We start from the raw sequence: 18,838 nt of genomic DNA on the forward strand, positions 1-18,838 counted from the left end.
GTAGCTTAAGTGCAGTTCAGCAAAGCCCGGGTATTATCGGAGGTTGCAATAATCTGTATTGCTTCAACCAAAGCGAGTCCTTCGAGTTCTTGCACCCTAACTTTCAAAAGTTCTGGTGTATCGCCTGCCAAAACAGGACATTTCTTTTGCAAAATAATCGGGCCTGCATCCACTTGTTCGGTAACAAAGTGTACCGTACAACCTGTTTCAACCTCGGCTGCATCTAAAACAGCCTGATGAACATCGAGATTCATCAACCCAGCATGAGCGGGCAATAAGGACGGATGAATATTGATTATTTTATTTTCCCAATCGGAGACGAATTCAGCTGATAAAATGCGCATATAACCAATTAAAACAACAAGTTCTATTTGATGTTGTTTGAGGATTTTGGACAGATAATTATCAAACTCCATGCGGCTTAGGCCTTGAGGATTGGCGAACATTGATTGAATTCCAAAGTTCGCTGCTTTTTCCAAAATGGGTGCATCCTCTTTGTTGCTCAGAACCAGTTCGATTGATGCCGAGAGGCGTTGTTGCTTTATTGCAGCAACAAGTGCATTAAGATTGGTGCCTCGAGTAGAACCGAGTACGGCGATGCGAATCATAATGCGCGTATCCTTTGCATATGGTCAATGCGTTGTTGGATTAATTGTTGGGTACCTATATCCTGGCGATGAAATAAAGGACCTTCAATTGATGAAATTTCGTGCTCAGCGTGTTGTTCAGCAGCAAAAATCGTATCAGCAATGCCTACATAAGCTGCAGTACGTGAACCTTCAGCAACGATTTGATCATCAACTTGATTTACTGAGGAAAGGTATAAATGATCTTGATGTGCAACCCTAGAGAAATCTACTATAAAGTTTTTCTGTGGTGCATCAGGATAACCCTCAGGGACGGCATATTTACACACGGTGGCCTGTTTTGAAAATTTAACATTCTCTTCAGTAAGATTGCCGTTTACCATGGCTTGGCATAGAGCAACAAAGTCAGATTCCAAAATCGATAATACATTTAAGGCCTCAGGATCGCCAAAGCGGGCATTAAATTCGATTACATAAATCCCACTTTTAGTCGCGATGAAACTGCCATATAAAATACCAATATAGGGTTCACCACATTCAGTAGATAAAGCCTGAAATACTGCCTTATTGATGGCTAAGGCTTCATCAACATCGTTTGGGGTTAAAAAAGGTAACCGATGATCGGTATCCGAATAACTTCCCATACCCCCAGTGTTGGGTCCTTTATCGCCGTTATAAGCACGTTTATGGTCTTGAACCAAAGGCATGGGAACAAGTTTTTTGCCATCAGCGAAACACATGAATGAAAACTCTTGGCCAATCAGTTTTTCTTCAATAAGGATGGTCTGTTTTTTATCAAGAATTTCCTGACAAAACCCCAAAGCCTCAGTGATTGAATGAAGATGATCGCCAGCAACTTTGACTCCTTTTCCGCCCATTAAGCCGTTGGCTTTAATGACGTAATTGCCCTCACCGAGTTCATTGAGAAAATCTTCAACGTGATTGAGGGTTGTGAATTTTTTATAACGTGGCAAACCCGCTATGCGATGTTTTTGCATGAGATCACGAGCGAACTCTTTAGAGGTTTCAATTTGTGCCAATATTTTTTTCGGACCGATGGTTGGGATTCCTGCTTGCCAAAAGGCATCGGCCATTCCTTTTTCAAGCGGTGCTTCTGGACCGATAATTACTAATTCAATGCCCCAGAGTTTTGCCATAGACACTACTGCAGCACAATCGGTGATATCGCCTGTGCAATATTGATTCGTTAATTGATGGATACCTGGGTTAATCGCCGTACCATAGCAAAACAATGACGTTTTATGTGGCGAACGATGTAATGCTTTGAACAGTGCATGTTCACGTGCGCCAGAGCCGATAACAAGAATATTCATTCGCGGGTATCCTCTATTTTTTGGGGAGTAGTAAGTCTGCTTGTTTCACGTTGTTGCTCGAGCTGCTTCATTTTTTCTGTAGTGAGTTTTTTACAAAAATAATCGCCATCCATACACGCCATACACGGTTTTTTGATTTGATGCTCCCCTCGACGTGTTACTGCTTCAATCAAATCTTCGTGCGACTGATAAAGTAGCACATCAACACCAAGATAATTGGCAATTTCATCTTCAGTTTTATTGGCAGCGATCAACTCTTTGCGTGATGGAATATCAATCCCACTAAAACAGGGATTTTTAAGTGGTGGAGATGTGGAAGCAAAATAGATTTTCTTTGCACCCGATTCTCTTACCATTTTGACAATTTCACGAGAGGTTGTTCCTCGGACAATGCTGTCGTCGATAATCATCACGACTTTATTTTTAATTTCAGTTTGCTGTGGGGTTAGTTTGTAACGGATATTTCGACTTCGTGCCTTTTGATTGGGCATGATAAAGGTACGACCTATAAAAGGATTTTTATATAAGCCTTCGGAATATCGTACCCCTAATTCATGGGCAAATGATAAGGCTGCAGTATTTGCAGTAAAAGGAGCTGGAATGACAATATCCGGTATGAGTTCAGGGTGCTTTTGCTTCCATTGCTGCGCTAGATTTTGTCCCATACGTAAACGAGCGCGGTATACGCTGACGTTATTGAGGGTTGCATCCGGACGAGCAAAATAAACATATTCAAACACACAAGGCCTGAATTCTTCTGTTTTTAGAACACGGCGGTGCAGCGTCCCCTTCAGATCCACAAAAGCGACTTCACCAGGCAAAATATCCCCTCTAGGTTCAAAGCCTAAGGCATAAAAAGGAGTGGTTTCTGATGCAAAAATTGTATCAACCGTTCCATCAGGATTTTCACGCGTTCCCCAAACCAATGGGCGAATACCGTGAGGATCACGGAAGGCAACAAGCCCCTTGCCAATAATCACGGATACAATGGAATAAGCTCCTTCAATTCGTTCAAAAATATGCGAGACGGCTTGGGTGAGTAGCTCGAAAAAGCTCTCCGTATTTTCCTCATTACTGGACGCATTACTGGCTAGGTTATCTGCAAGCATGAGTAATAGTGCTTCAGAATCAAGAGAAGTATTAAGATGGCGATGTTGTTTTAAACGAATCTCATCAGCCAGTTCTTGGTAATTGGACAGATTGCCATTATGGGCAAGCGCTATACCACGCGGACTCCCTATCCATAATGGCTGGACATCGGTTGCGGTATAGCCGCCAGCAGTAGGATAGCGTACGTGACCAATACCTATGTTTCCTTGTAATGAGGAAACGTTATCAGATGTAAAAATTTCCCGTACCAAACCTAATCCATGTTTGGTATAGAAGCGCTGATCACAAGTGAGTATGCCCGCAGCATCTTGCCCTCGATGTTGTAGATGGATGAGACTTTCATACAATTCGAAAGCTACTGGTTCATGACTGTAAATACCTACTATCCCACACATTCTTTGCACTACCTTAAATAATTTGCAACATGGCGCATGATCCGTTGCTCCACAGGTTCTTTATGTTCTACAAAACTGAATTTTTTACCTGTGATACGTTCATACAACTGAATATAACGTGAGGAAAGTTCTTCAATTAATTCTTGTGGTGCTTGAGGAAGTTGCTCATCGTGATAAGGGTCTGAATTTTTTGCAAACCATAGTCTCAAGAACTCTTTATCAATATTTTCTGGTTCTAAGCCCTCGGCAATGCGTGCTTGATAGCTGTCAGCCAGCCAATAGCGACTGGAATCAGGAGTATGAATTTCATCTACTACTATAATTTTTCCATCGGCATCGCGGCCAAATTCGTATTTAGTATCTACTAAAATCAAACCATTTTCTTTAGCGATTTCAGTACCACGTTGATAAAGTTTTAGGGCTAGTGCACTTGCTTCTAACCAATCTTCTTCAGACATCCATCCATCTGCAATAATTTCCGCAGGCGAGATAGGTCGATCATGAATTTTTTCTTTAGTCGTTGGGGTTAAAACAGGTTGCTCCAGTTTTTGATTTTTTCTTAATCCTTCAGGAAAAGTAATTCCACAATATTCACGTACCCCATTTTGATACTGAGTCCATAAAGAAGTGCTCGTGGTACCACTAATGTACCCTCGGACTACAAACTCAATCGGGAAAACGGTGCATTTTTTGGCAATAACGACATTCGGATCGGGAACTGCAATGATGTGATTCGGGACAAGATTTTTGGTTTGTTCAAACCACCATGCACTGGTTAAATTAAGTACGGCACCTTTATAAGGAATCAATGCAAGATGTCGATCAAAGGCGGTGAGTCTATCTGTTGTAACCAGCATGATGGTATCACCCAAATCATACGAGTCTCTTACTTTTCCTTGATATTTTTTGCCCACAGGCAAATTGGTTTGGTCCAGGCAAAAAGCTAAGGCTTCTCGAATTTCATTGTCATAATGAGTGGTCGTAGCGGTAGCATTCATGAGCATAAGGGTTCCCGATAATGTGAGTTAATAAAATATGGTCTATTAACGCAGAGACATTGGTTTCATCGCTGGTAAATTGCCATAGAACACCATGATTTATTGTATTGATTTTAGGTACTGCATAGTGGGTATTAAGAGTTTGTAATGTTTGCTGCCCTTTTAAGTCTTCTTTTGCGCGAACAAGATAAGCCAAAGTATTTGGCGCGCCCAGTTCGTTTAAAGAAACTTCTCGTTCTTTGCGATCAGAATATAAAAGGCCGGTTTTTTTGAGCTGCGCGAAACTCTCTGCCGAGTCACAGTCAACCTCCCAGTGTTCAAAACGATTTACGGTTACTGGAAAACCTAAGCGTCTTAGCGTTTTTTGTACGGTCAAGGCTTGATTATCGGTGATAATCAGTTTGACAAGGCAGATCTGACTGCTTGGAGTTTTGCTGAAGTTTTTGAAGTTGACCGCCATTCCGTCCACGACGTCTCGCGACTTGTTCGCGGGATCTAATGTTAGTGAGCATTTTGGACTCATCGGTTCGGTTTTACTTTCATCCAGGCTGCGATAATGTTCTTCTATATAATCACGCATTGAAGCAAAAATAGGATCACCATTTTTCGTGCGCTCAGGATGTGGCATCATGGCCATGACATTGCCAGCATGGTTGGTAATTGCCGCAATATTGCCTGCAGAGCCATTTGGATTAATCGGGAAATTATCACTGATATGGCCTTGGGCATCACAATATTGAAACAAATTTAAACCGTGTTGTTCTATCTCTTTCAACAAGGAGTCTGGCATAAGAAAACGTCCTTGGGCGTGAGCTATAGGCAGATGAATAAAATCTTGAGTCGTTAGATGGCGAGTAAACGCATTATGTTGATGGTTTTCCGCCAAGCGCATATGCACCCAGGCATTATAAAAGCCTGTGCCAACAATTTTTCCATGGGCAATACGCTTATTTTCTGTGAGTGCCATGCTGATTTCATGATGATTTAAGCCTGGTACTAGACCTGATTCAACAAGTATTTGTGCGCCATTGCAGATTCCTAATACGGGCTTTCCTTGTTCGCTTTGGGCTTTGATTTCTTGAATCACGGGATCAAGTGCGGCGATGATTCCTGCACGAGAGCGATCTTCATAGGAAAAACCGCCGATTAGGATATACCCGTCCAGATTACGTAGTTTTTCTAAAGATTCATTCCACAAAAACTCAACAGGTTCCATTCCGACCCGTTTTACGGCAAGCGCGGTTTCGCGTTCACAATTGGAGCCTGGAAATTGAATTAAGCCAATACGTATCATAACAGCCTCACCTTTTGATCTCCTTTTACTACGCGTCCGATTTCATAAAGAGGGAAGGAAGGAAAATCGCGGAGTACTTCGCGAACAGCCGATAATGTATCTGGTGCTATAAAAAGAACTAAACCTGCACCCATATTAAAAGTACGATACATGTGTTCATCATCCAGATTTCCTAACTTACGCAATAGATTAAATATAGCTAGTTCAGGAATCTGTTTTTTATAAATTTCAACACCACATTGTTTGGGTAAAATACGGGGGATATTTTCCAGTAACCCACCACCTGTGATGTGTGCCATTCCTTTAACAGGGATGTTTTTTTCCAAAATACTTAAAATGGGTCTGGTATAATTCAGATGCGGTGTTAAGAGTTCTTCACCAATGCTCTGAGAAAAATCTTCAAATTGAGATTCTACTTTGTAACCAGCAACATCAAAAAGCAACTTTCTTGCCAATGAATACCCATTAGTATGTAAACCACTTGAAGGAAAAGTGACTACGAGATCTCCTTCACAAATGGTTTTGCCTTCAATCGCTTTATCTTTTTCGACAACGCCAGTAATGATACCAACCAAATCTAGCTCGCCTGGCAAGTAGGTACCGGGCATTTCAGCCGTTTCGCCGCCAACTAAAGAAATATGGTTTTCTTTGCAGGCTTTGACCATGCCATTAATGATCTGCTCGATAATTTCGGGTTTTAATTTGTCGTTTGCAATGTAATCAAGGAGAGTTAGTGGTTTTGCTCCCAAAACAATAATGTCATTCGTGGTGGCGCTGACTAAATCAATCCCGATGGTATCGAATTTTTGCATCATTTTGGCGACCATCATTTTGGTGCCTACACCATCAATACTTTGCACGAGAACGGGATGCTCATAATCTTGCAGCAGGTTTTTGAGATCATACATAGCACCGAAGCTGCCGATCCCGGTAAGAACTTGCGGTGAAAAGGTGCTTTCTACCGCTTTTTTAATACTACGAACTGCTTCATTTCCTGCTTCTATATCTACACCTGCAGCTTTGTAATCAATAATTGACATTATATGAGCCTCTCAACTAAACCATTTTCCCAGGCAGTTTTGGCTGCACTGATTGATAGATTGATAACCGAATTGATTAACAGGGTTGGGGTTGCTGTTGTTTCACCTATGGGTTGAAAAGATACAGAATAATTATGGAATATTTGTTCCAGTGCGCTTAATTGTTCCAGCGAGACCTCGAGGATAAAACCACCGCTTTCTGAGAACAGTTTTTTATCCGTGGTTAAATCACCAGGAATAAAAACATTCACCCCAATTTCATTTTTAAAGCTCATTTCTGCAAGAGCAACTGCAATACCGCCTTCAGAGATATCGTGTGCTGATAACACCAGCCCAGCTTGCATGGCGGCATGTATGGCGCTGACTTCATCAGCAAATGAAGCAAGATTGGGTTTAGGTAGTTGGCTGCCTAGTTGGTTGTGCAATTGGTAATACACACTGCCACCACATTCATCTTTGCGTTCGCCAATCATTAAAAGAACCGAATTAGGCTGCTTGAAGTCATAGGTAAGTGTTTTGGAATAATCGTTGATTGCACCAATGCAACTGATAATCGGACTCGGTGGAATGGCACCTTGAGCTGACTCATTATAAAGCGACACATTCCCCGATATAATGGGTAGGGTCACATTGCGATCGGCAAACATTTTTACTGCAGAGCATGCATCGACTATGCCGCGTACTGCATCAACAAACTCGCCCATTTGTTCGGGATTTTCAGGATTACCAAAACACAGGCAATCAGTTAGAGCAAGAGGCCAGGCGCCTACGGCAACGATGTTGCGTACTGATTCGACAACAGCATTAACTGCACCCCAATATGCATCAATTTTGTTATAACGCGGATTATGATCGACGGATAAGGCGACACCAGTACACTGAATTTCTTGCGGATATTTATCTTCATTAAATGGAGCAATTACCCCGGCATCCGCCCATCCTGGTTCAACGACCGAGCGACCTTGAACTTGTTTGTCATAACTTTCATAGATTGGAGCGCGGGAAGCTATGTTTTCATGAGCAAGTAAATCCAATAATTGTTTATTGAAATTGCCCACTGTAATATGCCCTGGTTCGCTATGAGTGTTTGGTTTCGCGCTATAAGGACGATCATAAAGAATCCCTTTAGTAATGTCCTCTGCTCGCGCAGAGACTATTTCTTTTCCTTGGGCTTTAACAACATATAAGCCATCGTTTCTTATTGTTCCCACCACAGTGGCTTGTGCACCATCGCAGAGTTCTGGAAGGGCAAATCGTTCGTTATAATGTTTTAAGAAGGTATCAACCAGTTCTTGAGGAACAACCCACATAAAGCGTTCCTGTGTTTCAGAACAAAGGACCACTGCGGGTAATAAATTATTCATGCTGGTTGGCACCAGGTCAAGATTGATTTCTGCCCCATAGCCACTGGCTTCCGCCAATTCAACGCTGGCGCAAGCAATTCCTCCTGCCCCCAGATCTTTGAAGCCAACGCGATCAATGAGATTGTGTTCGCGCAGGAATTCAAACATGGCGTAATTGGCTTTAAGAATATGTCGTTGTAAGAACGCGTTAGGCTCCTGGACCGCTCCCTTATTTTGCTCTTGTTGTTCTTCGCTCAGTGTTGCGGAAGCAAACGCCGCACCGCCAAAGCCGCTATTATCTGTGGGCTTACCAACCAATATAAACTGATAACCCTCTGCATTGGATGGAGCATAAGAATGGATGATCTGATCTTCTCTGACTACACCTAAAGTAACGACAGTGACCAGACAATTTTCATTGTAGGCTTCATCGTAATAAGTATCACCACCTAAATTAGGGATGCCAAGGGGATTCGCATAACCCGCAATTCCTTGAACTACTCCTTGATTTATCCATTTCGTTTTTGGGCGCTCAATATCGCCAAAACGTAAACTATCCGCTACTGCAATTACTTCCGCTCCCATACAGCAAACATCGCGTACATTTCCACCCACACCAGTTGCTGCACCTTCGAAAGGTACCAGCTGAGAGGGATGATTATGCGATTCATGGCTCACCACAATGCCGTAACGTCTGTTTTGTTTATCCGTCGCTACTGCAACAATTCCAGCATCCTCTTTGGGACCTAGAATGACGTGGGGGGCTTTGGTATTGAACTGGTTAAGATGTTTGCGGCTACTTTTATAAGAACAATGTTCGGATCCCTGAATAGACCATAAAATGCATTCTGCATAAGTAGGTGGTCGTTTTAAAAGGGAATTCTGTATGGTGAGGGCTTCATCAGGAGTTAGGCGCACGCTAAAACGTTGGAGTAAATTGGCTATTTCCTCCAAGGACAGCTGCGAAAAATCAAAATAATCCGGGATTTCTTGCATTTTAGGGGATCTGACCTATAGCTAAAACGTCACTAATTTTAAGCGTATTTTGAGTGTAAAGCAATACATTTTTTTCATTTACTTGACAATTTGATCAAAAATTCACAAATTTTGAGCGCGAGAAAAGGTAGCCTGGATGAAGGGCCTCAGCCGTAATCCCAGGTCTGAGCAGCGGAATCCTTGGCTTACGGCTGTGCCTTCACCAAGGCTGCGTTTAATGAAGAAATGAATTCATTAGAATTGACTCGACTCCCTCCATAATTTCTCCACGATTTGTGGATTTGCTAAAGTGGATATATCCCCTAATTCTTCCAGGCTTTGTATTTCTTTTCCTGCAATTTTGCGCAAAATACGGCGCATGATTTTACCCGAACGTGTTTTAGGTAAATCATTGACGATATGGATTATATCGGGTTTTGCAATAGGGCTTATTTCTTTATTGACCTGTCGGATTAACTGAGCTTTTAAGCTCTCATCTGCGGTGATATCTTGTTTTAAAACGACATAGGCATAAATACCCTGGCCTTTAAGATCATGGGGGATGCCTACTACCGCTGCTTCAGCGACGGCAGGGTGACTCACAAGCGCACTTTCGATTTCTGCTGTACCCAAGCGGTGCCCTGAAACATTGATTACATCATCCACCCGACCGGTAATCCAATAATCACCATCCTCATCTCGTCTTGCACCATCACCAGTAATGTAATAACCATGATGTAAATACGTCATACAATAGCGTTGATGATCACCAGCGATGGTCCTCGCCATAGACGGCCAGGGATATTTTATTGCTAAAAAACCTTCACCTGCTCCGGTTATTTCGTGGCCATTTTCATTGAGTAATACAGGAATGATGCCTGGAATAGGTTGGCGTGCCGAACCGGGTTTATTAATTGAATCATCAGCTCTGGGACTAATCATCACAGCCCCTGTTTCTGTTTGCCACCAGGTATCCACAATTGGGCATCTGTTTTGACCTATTTTTTGATAATACCATTGCCATGCTTCGGGATTAATGGGTTCCCCAACAGAGCCAAGTAAGCGTAACGAACCTCGTGAGCTGGAGGCCAACCAGTCATCGCCGGCACGCATTAAGGCGCGTATGGCGGTGGGTGCTGTATAAAATACATTCACCTGATGCTTATCAATGATTTGCCAATTCCGCGAGAAATCTGGCCAGGTTGGAATTCCTTCATATATTAGAGTTGTAACTCCATTACAAAGAGGACCATATACTACATAACTATGCCCTGTAACCCATCCTATATCTGCGGTACACCAAAATACTTCATCGGGTTGGCAATTAAAAATTAATTGATGTGTATATGCTGTTTGCACCAGGTAGCCGCCGGTGGTGTGGACTACTCCCTTGGGCTGGCCCGTACTGCCTGATGTGTACAATATGAAAAGAGGGTCTTCTGCATCCATGGGTTCTGGATCACAGTCTGCACTTACTTGTTCTTTGAGCTCATGCCACCAATAATCCTTATTCTTATCAATAGCAACAGGATCATCACTCGTTTTGATGAGCAGTCTTTGTAATGATAAATCACTGCATGCCTCGTCAACCTGTTCCTTTAATCCAACCAACTTACCACCCCGATTAAAATGGTTTGCGGTGATTAGGCAGACACATTCAGAAGCAAGTATGCGTTGTCTTAATGCATGAGCTGAAAATCCAGCAAAGATTACCGTATGTATGGCGCCAATCCGTGTGCATGCCAGCATGGCAATTGCTGCCTCAGGAATCATCGGCAAATAGATGGCTACTTTATCTCCTTTTTTTACTTTTAACTGCTTGAGCACATTGCTCATCCGACACACTTCGGCATGGAGTTCAGCAAAGCTCAGTATTTTATGCTGACTTGGATCATCTCCTTCCCAGATAATTGCTGGTTGATTTGCTTTGTGGGGTAAGTGTCTGTCTAAACAGTTACTACTGACATTCAATGTTCCACCTTTGAACCACGTCACATCACCATGTTTTAACCCGCCGGTGAGCACTGTATCCCAAGGCTTAAGCCAATCAACAGTTTGTTGGGCTACTTCAGACCAAAACTCACTTATTGAATCTTCTGTTGGCGTTAATTTAGGATTGAGCAAATGAGAATGCATGTTATACCTCTGTACCTTGGGAAATTAGTTTAATAATTGCTGAAAAATCATAATCGCCCAGACCCTGGTCAATAAAATGCTGATAAAGAGTTGTAGCTTTAGCTCCCAAAGGAGTTTTCACATTGACCGACTGAGCTGAATCTTGGCTGAGTAACAGATCCTTAAGCATCATTGCTGCAGCAAATCCAGGTTTGTACTCGTTGTTCGCAGGGACGTTTTCCAATACTCCTGGAACAGGAGCATACTTGCTCATTGCCCAGCATTGTCCGGATGCATTAGTTACTACTTCAAATAGTTTTTGAGGAGACAATTGCAGTTGTTCTGCAAGGGCAAACGCTTCTGAGATGGCAATCATGGAGATCCCCAGGATCATGTTATTACATATTTTTGCTGCTTGCCCGCTTCCTGCACTGCCAGTATGAATTATTTTTTGTCCCATCGCTGCTAAAATAGGTTGCGCAGCTTGGAACGCTTGTTCTTCGCCACCAACCATAAACGTTAATGTAGCTGCTCCTGCCCCGGCAACTCCACCGGACACTGGTGCATCAACAACCTGGAGGTGGTATTGTTTGGCCAGATGATGTAGTTCACGTGAACTGTTGACGTCAATGGTGGAGCAATCAATAAATAAAGCTCCTTTTTTTGCTGCTTGGAACAATCCATTACTGCCATGACAAACGTTCAATACTTGTTGTCCATTTTGCAACATCGTAATCAATACATCTTTTTCTTTAGCAATTTCCTGAGCATTTTGCGCGATAAGGCCACCGGATAGGGAAAAGTGTTGCAAGGCAGTTTGTTGTATGTCATATCCCGTGACCTGATGTCCTGCTTTAACAAGATTAATTGCCATGGGTAATCCCATATGCCCCAGTCCCACAAAGCCTATTTTTGCCATTGAGTTCTCCCTGTATGTAAAATGTAGCCTTAAGACTTATGTCATTCCCGGTTGCGCGGGAATGACAGCTTACTTAATGATAGTGGGAATCAAGGCTTCGCCTTCACCCTGGCTACATTAATTTTCCAATTTTTAATCATGCGTTGGCATGATAAAAGCACTTTCTTTGATTTCACTAACAGGCCATTTGCTGGTGACAGTTTTGCGTCGAGTATAGAAATTGACGCTTTCTTGTCCGTGCATGTTGGTGTCACCAAAAGACGAATGTTTCCAACCGCCAAATGGATGATTTGCAATAGGAACAGGAATTGGTATGTTAATTCCTACCATCCCAACTTGTACACGCTGGCTGTATTCGCGTGCACTAAATCCATCGCGTGTGAAAATTGCTGTTCCATTGCCGTATTGATTTCTATTCACCAAAGCGAGTGCTTCTTCAAAATTATCCGCACGAACAATCACGAGGACTGGCCCAAAAATTTCATTCTGATAAATGGACATATGTTCATGAACATGATCAAACAGGCACGGTCCCATGAAGAAACCTTGTGGATGTTCAGAATGTTTAAATGTTCTACCATCAATAATTAATTTGGCACCCTCGCTTATCCCTTTATCGACAGCTGCGAGTACTTTTTCTCGATGTGGTCCACTAATCAATGGCCCCATATCAGTGCCAGGTACATCACCCGCGTTGATCCGAGTCGCTTTAATTTGTGGTGTCATTTTTTCAATTAAGGCATCAGCGGTGTGATCACCTACAGTCACAACAACAGATATCGCCATGCATCGCTCACCTGCAGAACCGTAAGCCGCACCCACAATTGCAGAAGCAGCTTGATCGAGATCGGCATCAGGCATCACGATGCAATGATTTTTAGCACCACCAAATGTATGGGCACGTTTTCCATGAGCTGTTGCTGTAGCATAAATATGTTGCGCAACAGGTGTAGATGCAACGGCAGTAAAGGCGGCGATATCCGGATGAGCTAGCAAATGATCTACGGTTGTTTTATCACCATGTAAGCAATTGGCAACACCAGGAGGCAATCCTGCATCACTTAATAATTCCAGCAGACGAACTGGGGCGGAAGGGTCCTGTTCAGAAGGTTTTAAGATGAATGTGTTGCCACAAGCAATCGCAGGAATCATCATCCACACCGGAACCATAACAGGGAAATTAAAAGGAGAAACACCAGCACAAACACCTATTGGTTGACGTAACGTATGGCAGTCAATTCCATTGGTTACATCCGCAGAAAAATCTCCTTTAAGTTGATTGACCAGACCGCAATGTAATTCCACTACTTCAATAGCGCGTGCTACAGAACCTTTTGCATCATCTAAAGTCTTGCCATGTTCACGAGTAACGATCCGTGCCAGATCCAATTGATTTTTTTCTAATAAATCGCGGAATTTAAAAAGAATTCGTGCTCTTTTTATTGCAGGAGTTTGTGCCCATTCTGTTCCAGCTTCTTTGGCGGTAGCGATCGTTTTATCGCACAGTGTTTTAGATGCAAAATGAACTTGACCGATTACTTCGCCTAACGCTGGGTTATAGATAGGATGGCTCGTTGCATTTGTTTCGTTGGTTAATTGTCCACCAATATAATGTTGTACAATGTAGCTCATTAACAAACTCCTTTTTATTATTTTTATCAAATTAAGTGATTATTGTAATTGTTTCATGGAATTATTTATACAATAATAACGAAGAGATTAGGACTAATATAACCTCTTTTTGAATCATCCTAAGGGAGTATTTTAAACCGAGGTAAGTCGTTAAGGAAATTAATCGATGGGAAAAGGAATTATTTTACGTGTACCTCATGGTACCGAATTATCAGCTGAATTACTCCAAGCCTTAGCAATTCGCTTTCCTGGCTATATTCTAGAAACTTACCACAAGAAACCTGATAATCACCGCAGTTTCGTGCGTCGGGTTAATAGTCTCCATAAGGCGTTTTCCTTTCTTCTTGATGCTTATCCATTAGCCTCGCAAAGCAGCTTTTTGCTCAAAAGCACCTTAGAGGAGTATGTGGACGAATGCGAAGAAGAAGCTTTACATGCAAAAGGATCAATGGATGAGTTGCATAAGGAATTAGAAAAATACACTGCAAAATTAATTGAACTTATTGCTTTGGGGTGGGGTACTTCCATTAAAGAAGCAATTGAGTTATTGAATGAAGCAGAACAATATGAATTAATGCGTAAAGGTCGCTACGATCTGGCAACATTAACGCCCATGAAGCTGAATGATGACGATTACATTCTTCAGATCGACGAATCACTTCCTCCATACTATGAGCAATTTATAAATGAATTAAAACAAATAAAGGCGTACAAGTATCCAAAAACTCCATCTTGGGTTCATAAGCTTGAAGAGTTTCAACAAGCGTATTTTTGTAATCTGAATCGTACCATTAGCAGTCATATAGAAGTCGTACAGGACTTTAATAGTTTTTTAATCGAATGGGCATTAATAAAAAAAAGAGCGATTAATTTAAATGTCGATCTGAAACAAATTGCTACGAACTCTTTACCACTTCCTGCCTGGTTTAATGAATTGAGCCCGCATTTGCAAGAAATGATGCGAGTCTTGGCACTAGACCCATCGAACTTGGATTACAACTTAAGCAAGTTTAAGAAGCTAATCTTCTCAGAAAGCTTTAAGAAGGAGTGTTCTGCTACGGTGGGAGGCATTTCAAGTATTCCACAATGGTATTGGGTATTGTCCGAGCATCAACAGTTTTTTTTGGAACATGTACTGAAAGGTTGCGAACGAGTCGAAGATGCAGTTACTTATTTATCAAGTCGTCATCGAACGCTGCCTTTGCCGGCCAATTATGCTGTTCATAGTTTATTAGCAGTGAGTCAGGATGGGACATTTCGTGAGCTGTCAAAGAAGCGATATCGATCCAGTCATGTTGCAACCCGAGATGGATTAACATGGCCTCAAGCGGTGCAACAACGCCATATCGATTCGAATTTGGCGAAAGTGATGGAGTATGCGGAACCGGATCAACTTGCAATATTGCAAACTCTGATTAGTCCGATTCATGCTGCCGATTATGTGCCGACGTGGATTACCGATTATTTGCCCACCTTACCCCCAGATTTAGAGCTGTATAAATTAGCACGGGCAGCGGTAGAGCGACGCGCAGCGACACAAACGATTCTCCAGAACAATCATCCCTACAATTTAGCAAAACGACTCTATTATACCCAGTCAAATGATAAAGACAGTTTGAATTTATTGGCTGTTGCGGAGAAATATGTTTCTTCGACTCCAGGCCTAAAGACGCTTCTGGAGCAATATAAAAGTGTCTTAGAGTCAGCTACAGGGACCGCAACTATTTTTGATTATGCGGGCAGGGAATTATTTTTGAGCTCTCTGGAGCAGTTAATTATTTTGACTGTTGGGGGGCATTCTTATGGATCGTGTGTGAGTGGCAAGGATAGAAAAGCCATAGAAATTATTCATACTGATGCGATGATTCTTTATAAAGAACTCTATGGATGTTGGCCTGTATTTGATGAGCTTAATGATAAAAAAAATCGCATTCGTTTTGTTTCCTTAGTGGCCGATCTGTATATGAGCCGTCATCATCATGAACATGCTGGACAGAATGCGCCGGGTTCTGAAGGTATCAAGACCCCAGACTGGTACTTACCCGAAGATATTGCTTTAGAAATTAAAAAAAGGTTGGATAACGAGCGAGCGCTTAAAGAGGATGATCGGGCTGCAACAGATAACGAAGTAAAAAATATTTTTATTGGCGGCTCTAAAAAGGTCAAAGAATATGTACTCCCCAAAAATACATTGCTCTGTCGGTTGGTTGCTCGCCAATTAGGTAAAACAAACTGTAATCGACTTTACGATTCGTTACATCTATTAATCAATGAAAAAAGTCTATTTACCCCTGTCCCAGTTGGCGATTCAAACGGGCGTTGGTCTGTAAAATTCTTTTCTGAGACAGTACCAATAAAATATTTTTCTGAGCCGGTAACAATTCCTGATGGAATAAAACAGATTTTCGACTTAATGCTAAGCCCTACATCTGGAAAAGATAATGTTGTGCGGTTTGAAAAGATATTCCAAATCATATTAGAGCGGCCTGAATCAGATGAAAGTCGTGCTGAGGCAACTAATTCAGTTTATGGACGTGCTCGCGATTTCTTCAAGCCGCATGATGACGCGGATTTTACGGAAATGGTTGAAAAGACGGTAGAGGAATGGTCGAACTTGTTTGCTAAATCGAAAGAGTCTCATCTTTGTGAAACCTGTCTCCATAATTAAAGGAACTTCCTCGTGGCAAGACCTGTCGCATGAGCACATCTATAGCGATATGTAGAAGATTCAGGAACTAGCCACGGAGGAAATTTGAGGTGAGCGAATCGACACCAAATGTCAACACGCCCTACGGTAACAGTCATCATATCTTTTGCTATTACTGCCGATAACAATGGCAACTAATGCCAGCTTACCAAAGGCTCAGTGAGATTTGCGGTTTGTTAACAATTTTATGTAACAAACAGCAGAATGTAAAAATTGGAATATAAAAAAGAATTGAAAACACAATGAAAAAGAAATGGCACCTCATAACCCTTTTTATTCTTTCCTTCGCTATGGGTATGTTAGTAAGCTTAATTTTTTTGACGGACTCTTTTCAATGGATTAACCGTTTATCTGAACATAATTATTACAGCCAATCTACAGTAATTAGACACATAATATTACTTTCCCCTGTATTTCTTGTATATACCTTTATAACCTCGCAATTAGTAGGAATGCTTAGGACGACCAGACATTGGCCTGTTGGTTCTACCCGTAAGTTATTCCATCTATTAATATTTAATATGGCCGGTTTTATCCAATTAGTATATGGACTAGCACTGGTAATTTTATTTGGAATTTATGTCAGCTGTTTTATACTCTACGCCCTGATGCGCGGTGAAAGCTATCCTTTTTATGAGGCAATAGCCAGGCCACAAGACCATCCTCGCCGTTCCGTTTTGGTGTTAACCCCCTTAATCATGACGGCCTTAGGTGGATATTTAAGCAATCTTTTTTTTGGAGCTTTTGCTGCCCTGGGTATTTTTGTCTGTGGTTGGGGCGATGCCATGGGTGAGCTCATTGGCTGTCGTTGGGGGCGTCATAAATTTACTGTTCCATCCTTGTTTGGAGTACCTGCAATACGCAGTCTTGAAGGAAGTTTTGCAGTGGCTTTAGCGAGTATCGTCGTTTCTTTTTTCCTATTACTATTTTGGGCGCTACCATGGCATACTGCTCTATGGATAGCAATAGTAACTGGGTTAATTGGTGCTGTGGCAGAGGCTTTTAGTAGTCACGGATTAGATAACTTAACTATTCAGTTATCTACCTCGGGAACCGCTTTTTTATTAACAGGTTATTTTAGTTGATTAAAATTCGAATTACGAAAAATCCAAGGTCGAGGCAAAAAATGTTTTTAATAAGGCCGTTTAGCATAGGCTAAATGCCCAATCAGCCAGTTAGGTGCAACCATTATGAACAATAAAAAAAAATATTCTGTTGCTTGCATTGTTGGAACCCGCCCGGAATTGATTAAAATGGCTCCTGTAATTCATGAACTAAAAGCAAAGGACTGGGCAAATGTATTTGTCATCAATACAGCTCAACACCGTAAATTAATTGATGATATGTTTGACTTGTTTCATATTGCACCTGATATTGATTTTAACAGTATGAAAGCCAATCAATCCTTGGGCGATCTAACCCAGGAGTTAGTTCAAAAATTTGATACGTGGATGAAAACAAATCGGATGGATATGCTTTTAGCTGTTGGAGACACGACCAGTGTTTTTGTTGCTGCGCTTATAGCATTTTATCACCATATCAATTACGGCCATATTGAAGCCGGACTGAGAACTTATAATAATAAAGAGCCATTTCCAGAAGAAATGTTTCGAGCTTTAACCTCTAAATTAGCAACATTAAATTTTGCATCTTCTATTGAGGAGCAAAACAATCTTTTAAAAGAAAATATCAATCCGAAAAGTATCTTTATTACAGGAAATCCAGTGATTGATACCATCAATTGGATTATTCAAAAGAAACCGCATCAACCTATATTTGAGCAGTGGTCCAACCTTGTCGTAATTACTGCTCATCGCCGAGAAAATATAGGGCGGAATCTGCAAAATATTTGTAACGCCATTAAATTGCTCTCCCAGAAATTTAGTAAATATCACTTTGTTTGGCCGGTACATCCTAACCCAAGTGTACAAGCGATAGTCTTTGATTTATTAAATAATATAAGTAATGTTCATCTAATTGAACCACTAAACTATGAACAATTTATTCATCTGCTAAATGACTCAGAATTAATTTTGACGGATTCGGGTGGAATCCAAGAGGAAGCGCCTATCTTGAAAAAGCCGGTAGTCATTTTAAGAAACAGGACTGAGCGAGCCCTTGTGGTTAAGGCTGGACTGGCCGTATTAGCAGGAACTCAGACGGAAGATATTGTTAAGATAGTAACAGATCTTCTTGAAAATAAGCCATTAAACCAGGCTTTGTCTGCAGGGATCTCTCCTTATGGTGATGGAAAGGCCGCCGGACGTATCGTTGAGCACATTTATCAATATCTACTAAATAATAACCCCCAAGATATTTAGACACGGTGCTGTGGTGATCCTGTTTTTTCTAGACTATTATATCTTATAAATTACTAATTTCTGAAAAT

General features: G+C 41.6%; 13 protein-coding genes. 3 read left to right on the plus strand and 10 right to left on the minus strand.

The genetic code is table 11. The annotated features are described in order from the left end of the window. Positions 1-5 precede the first annotated feature (5 nt). From purN to BW930_RS06115, 10 genes are all read right to left on the minus strand, one after another. A complete protein-coding gene (purN, locus tag BW930_RS06070) occupies positions 6-608 on the minus strand; it encodes a phosphoribosylglycinamide formyltransferase (protein ID WP_058467318.1) in 603 nt (200 codons plus the stop codon). Next, complete coding sequence (gene purD, locus BW930_RS06075; protein WP_058467319.1) at positions 605-1,921, minus strand: phosphoribosylamine--glycine ligase; 1,317 nt, start codon at positions 1,919-1,921, stop codon at positions 605-607. The genes purN and purD overlap by 4 nt, the downstream gene beginning before the upstream one ends. Beyond that, positions 1,918-3,426: an amidophosphoribosyltransferase gene (gene purF, locus BW930_RS06080; RefSeq protein ID WP_058467320.1), complete on the minus strand. Its 1,509-nt coding sequence runs from the start codon at positions 3,424-3,426 to the stop codon at positions 1,918-1,920. The genes purD and purF overlap by 4 nt, the downstream gene beginning before the upstream one ends. 8 nt (positions 3,427-3,434) lie before the next feature. Then, the gene (locus BW930_RS06085; protein WP_058467321.1) at positions 3,435-4,430 is read right to left on the minus strand and encodes a phosphoribosylaminoimidazolesuccinocarboxamide synthase; all 996 of its coding nucleotides are present in this window, start codon (positions 4,428-4,430) and stop codon (positions 3,435-3,437) included. Then, the gene (purQ, locus tag BW930_RS06090) at positions 4,393-5,718 is read right to left on the minus strand and encodes a phosphoribosylformylglycinamidine synthase I (protein ID WP_058467322.1); all 1,326 of its coding nucleotides are present in this window, start codon (positions 5,716-5,718) and stop codon (positions 4,393-4,395) included. The genes BW930_RS06085 and purQ overlap by 38 nt, the downstream gene beginning before the upstream one ends. Next, complete coding sequence (purM, locus tag BW930_RS06095; RefSeq protein WP_058467323.1) at positions 5,715-6,758, minus strand: phosphoribosylformylglycinamidine cyclo-ligase; 1,044 nt, start codon at positions 6,756-6,758, stop codon at positions 5,715-5,717. The genes purQ and purM overlap by 4 nt, the downstream gene beginning before the upstream one ends. Further along, on the minus strand, positions 6,758-9,097 hold the full coding sequence (gene purL, locus BW930_RS06100; protein WP_058467324.1) for a phosphoribosylformylglycinamidine synthase subunit PurL: 2,340 nt from the start codon (positions 9,095-9,097) through the stop codon (positions 6,758-6,760). The genes purM and purL overlap by 1 nt, the downstream gene beginning before the upstream one ends. Positions 9,098-9,331: 234 nt before the next feature. Then, complete coding sequence (gene acs / locus BW930_RS06105; protein WP_058467325.1) at positions 9,332-11,212, minus strand: acetate--CoA ligase; 1,881 nt, start codon at positions 11,210-11,212, stop codon at positions 9,332-9,334. A 1-nt stretch (position 11,213) separates the two neighbouring features. After that, positions 11,214-12,110, minus strand: coding sequence for a 3-hydroxyisobutyrate dehydrogenase (mmsB, locus tag BW930_RS06110; RefSeq protein ID WP_058467326.1), 897 nt, complete (start codon positions 12,108-12,110; stop codon positions 11,214-11,216). Between the two features lie 132 nt (positions 12,111-12,242). Beyond that, positions 12,243-13,742 carry a CoA-acylating methylmalonate-semialdehyde dehydrogenase gene (locus BW930_RS06115; RefSeq protein WP_058467327.1) on the minus strand — a complete coding sequence of 500 codons (1,500 nt, stop codon included), beginning with the start codon at positions 13,740-13,742 and terminating at the stop codon, positions 12,243-12,245. A 166-nt stretch (positions 13,743-13,908) separates the two neighbouring features. Here BW930_RS06115 and BW930_RS06120 point away from each other — a divergent pair, with 166 nt between their 5' ends. From BW930_RS06120 to wecB, 3 genes are all read left to right on the plus strand, one after another. Next, the gene (locus BW930_RS06120; RefSeq protein ID WP_058467328.1) at positions 13,909-16,410 is read left to right on the plus strand and encodes a hypothetical protein; all 2,502 of its coding nucleotides are present in this window, start codon (positions 13,909-13,911) and stop codon (positions 16,408-16,410) included. 281 nt (positions 16,411-16,691) lie between these two features. Beyond that, positions 16,692-17,534 (plus strand): diacylglycerol/polyprenol kinase family protein, encoded by an 843-nt coding sequence (locus tag BW930_RS06125; RefSeq protein WP_202972259.1) that lies wholly within the window; start codon positions 16,692-16,694, stop codon positions 17,532-17,534. A 105-nt stretch (positions 17,535-17,639) separates the two neighbouring features. Further along, positions 17,640-18,770 (plus strand): non-hydrolyzing UDP-N-acetylglucosamine 2-epimerase, encoded by a 1,131-nt coding sequence (gene wecB, locus BW930_RS06130; RefSeq protein WP_058467329.1) that lies wholly within the window; start codon positions 17,640-17,642, stop codon positions 18,768-18,770. Positions 18,771-18,838 lie beyond the last annotated feature (68 nt).

Origin of the sequence: Fluoribacter gormanii (assembly GCF_900156395.1) — a bacterium.
Taxonomy (GTDB): domain Bacteria; phylum Pseudomonadota; class Gammaproteobacteria; order Legionellales; family Legionellaceae; genus Legionella; species Legionella gormanii.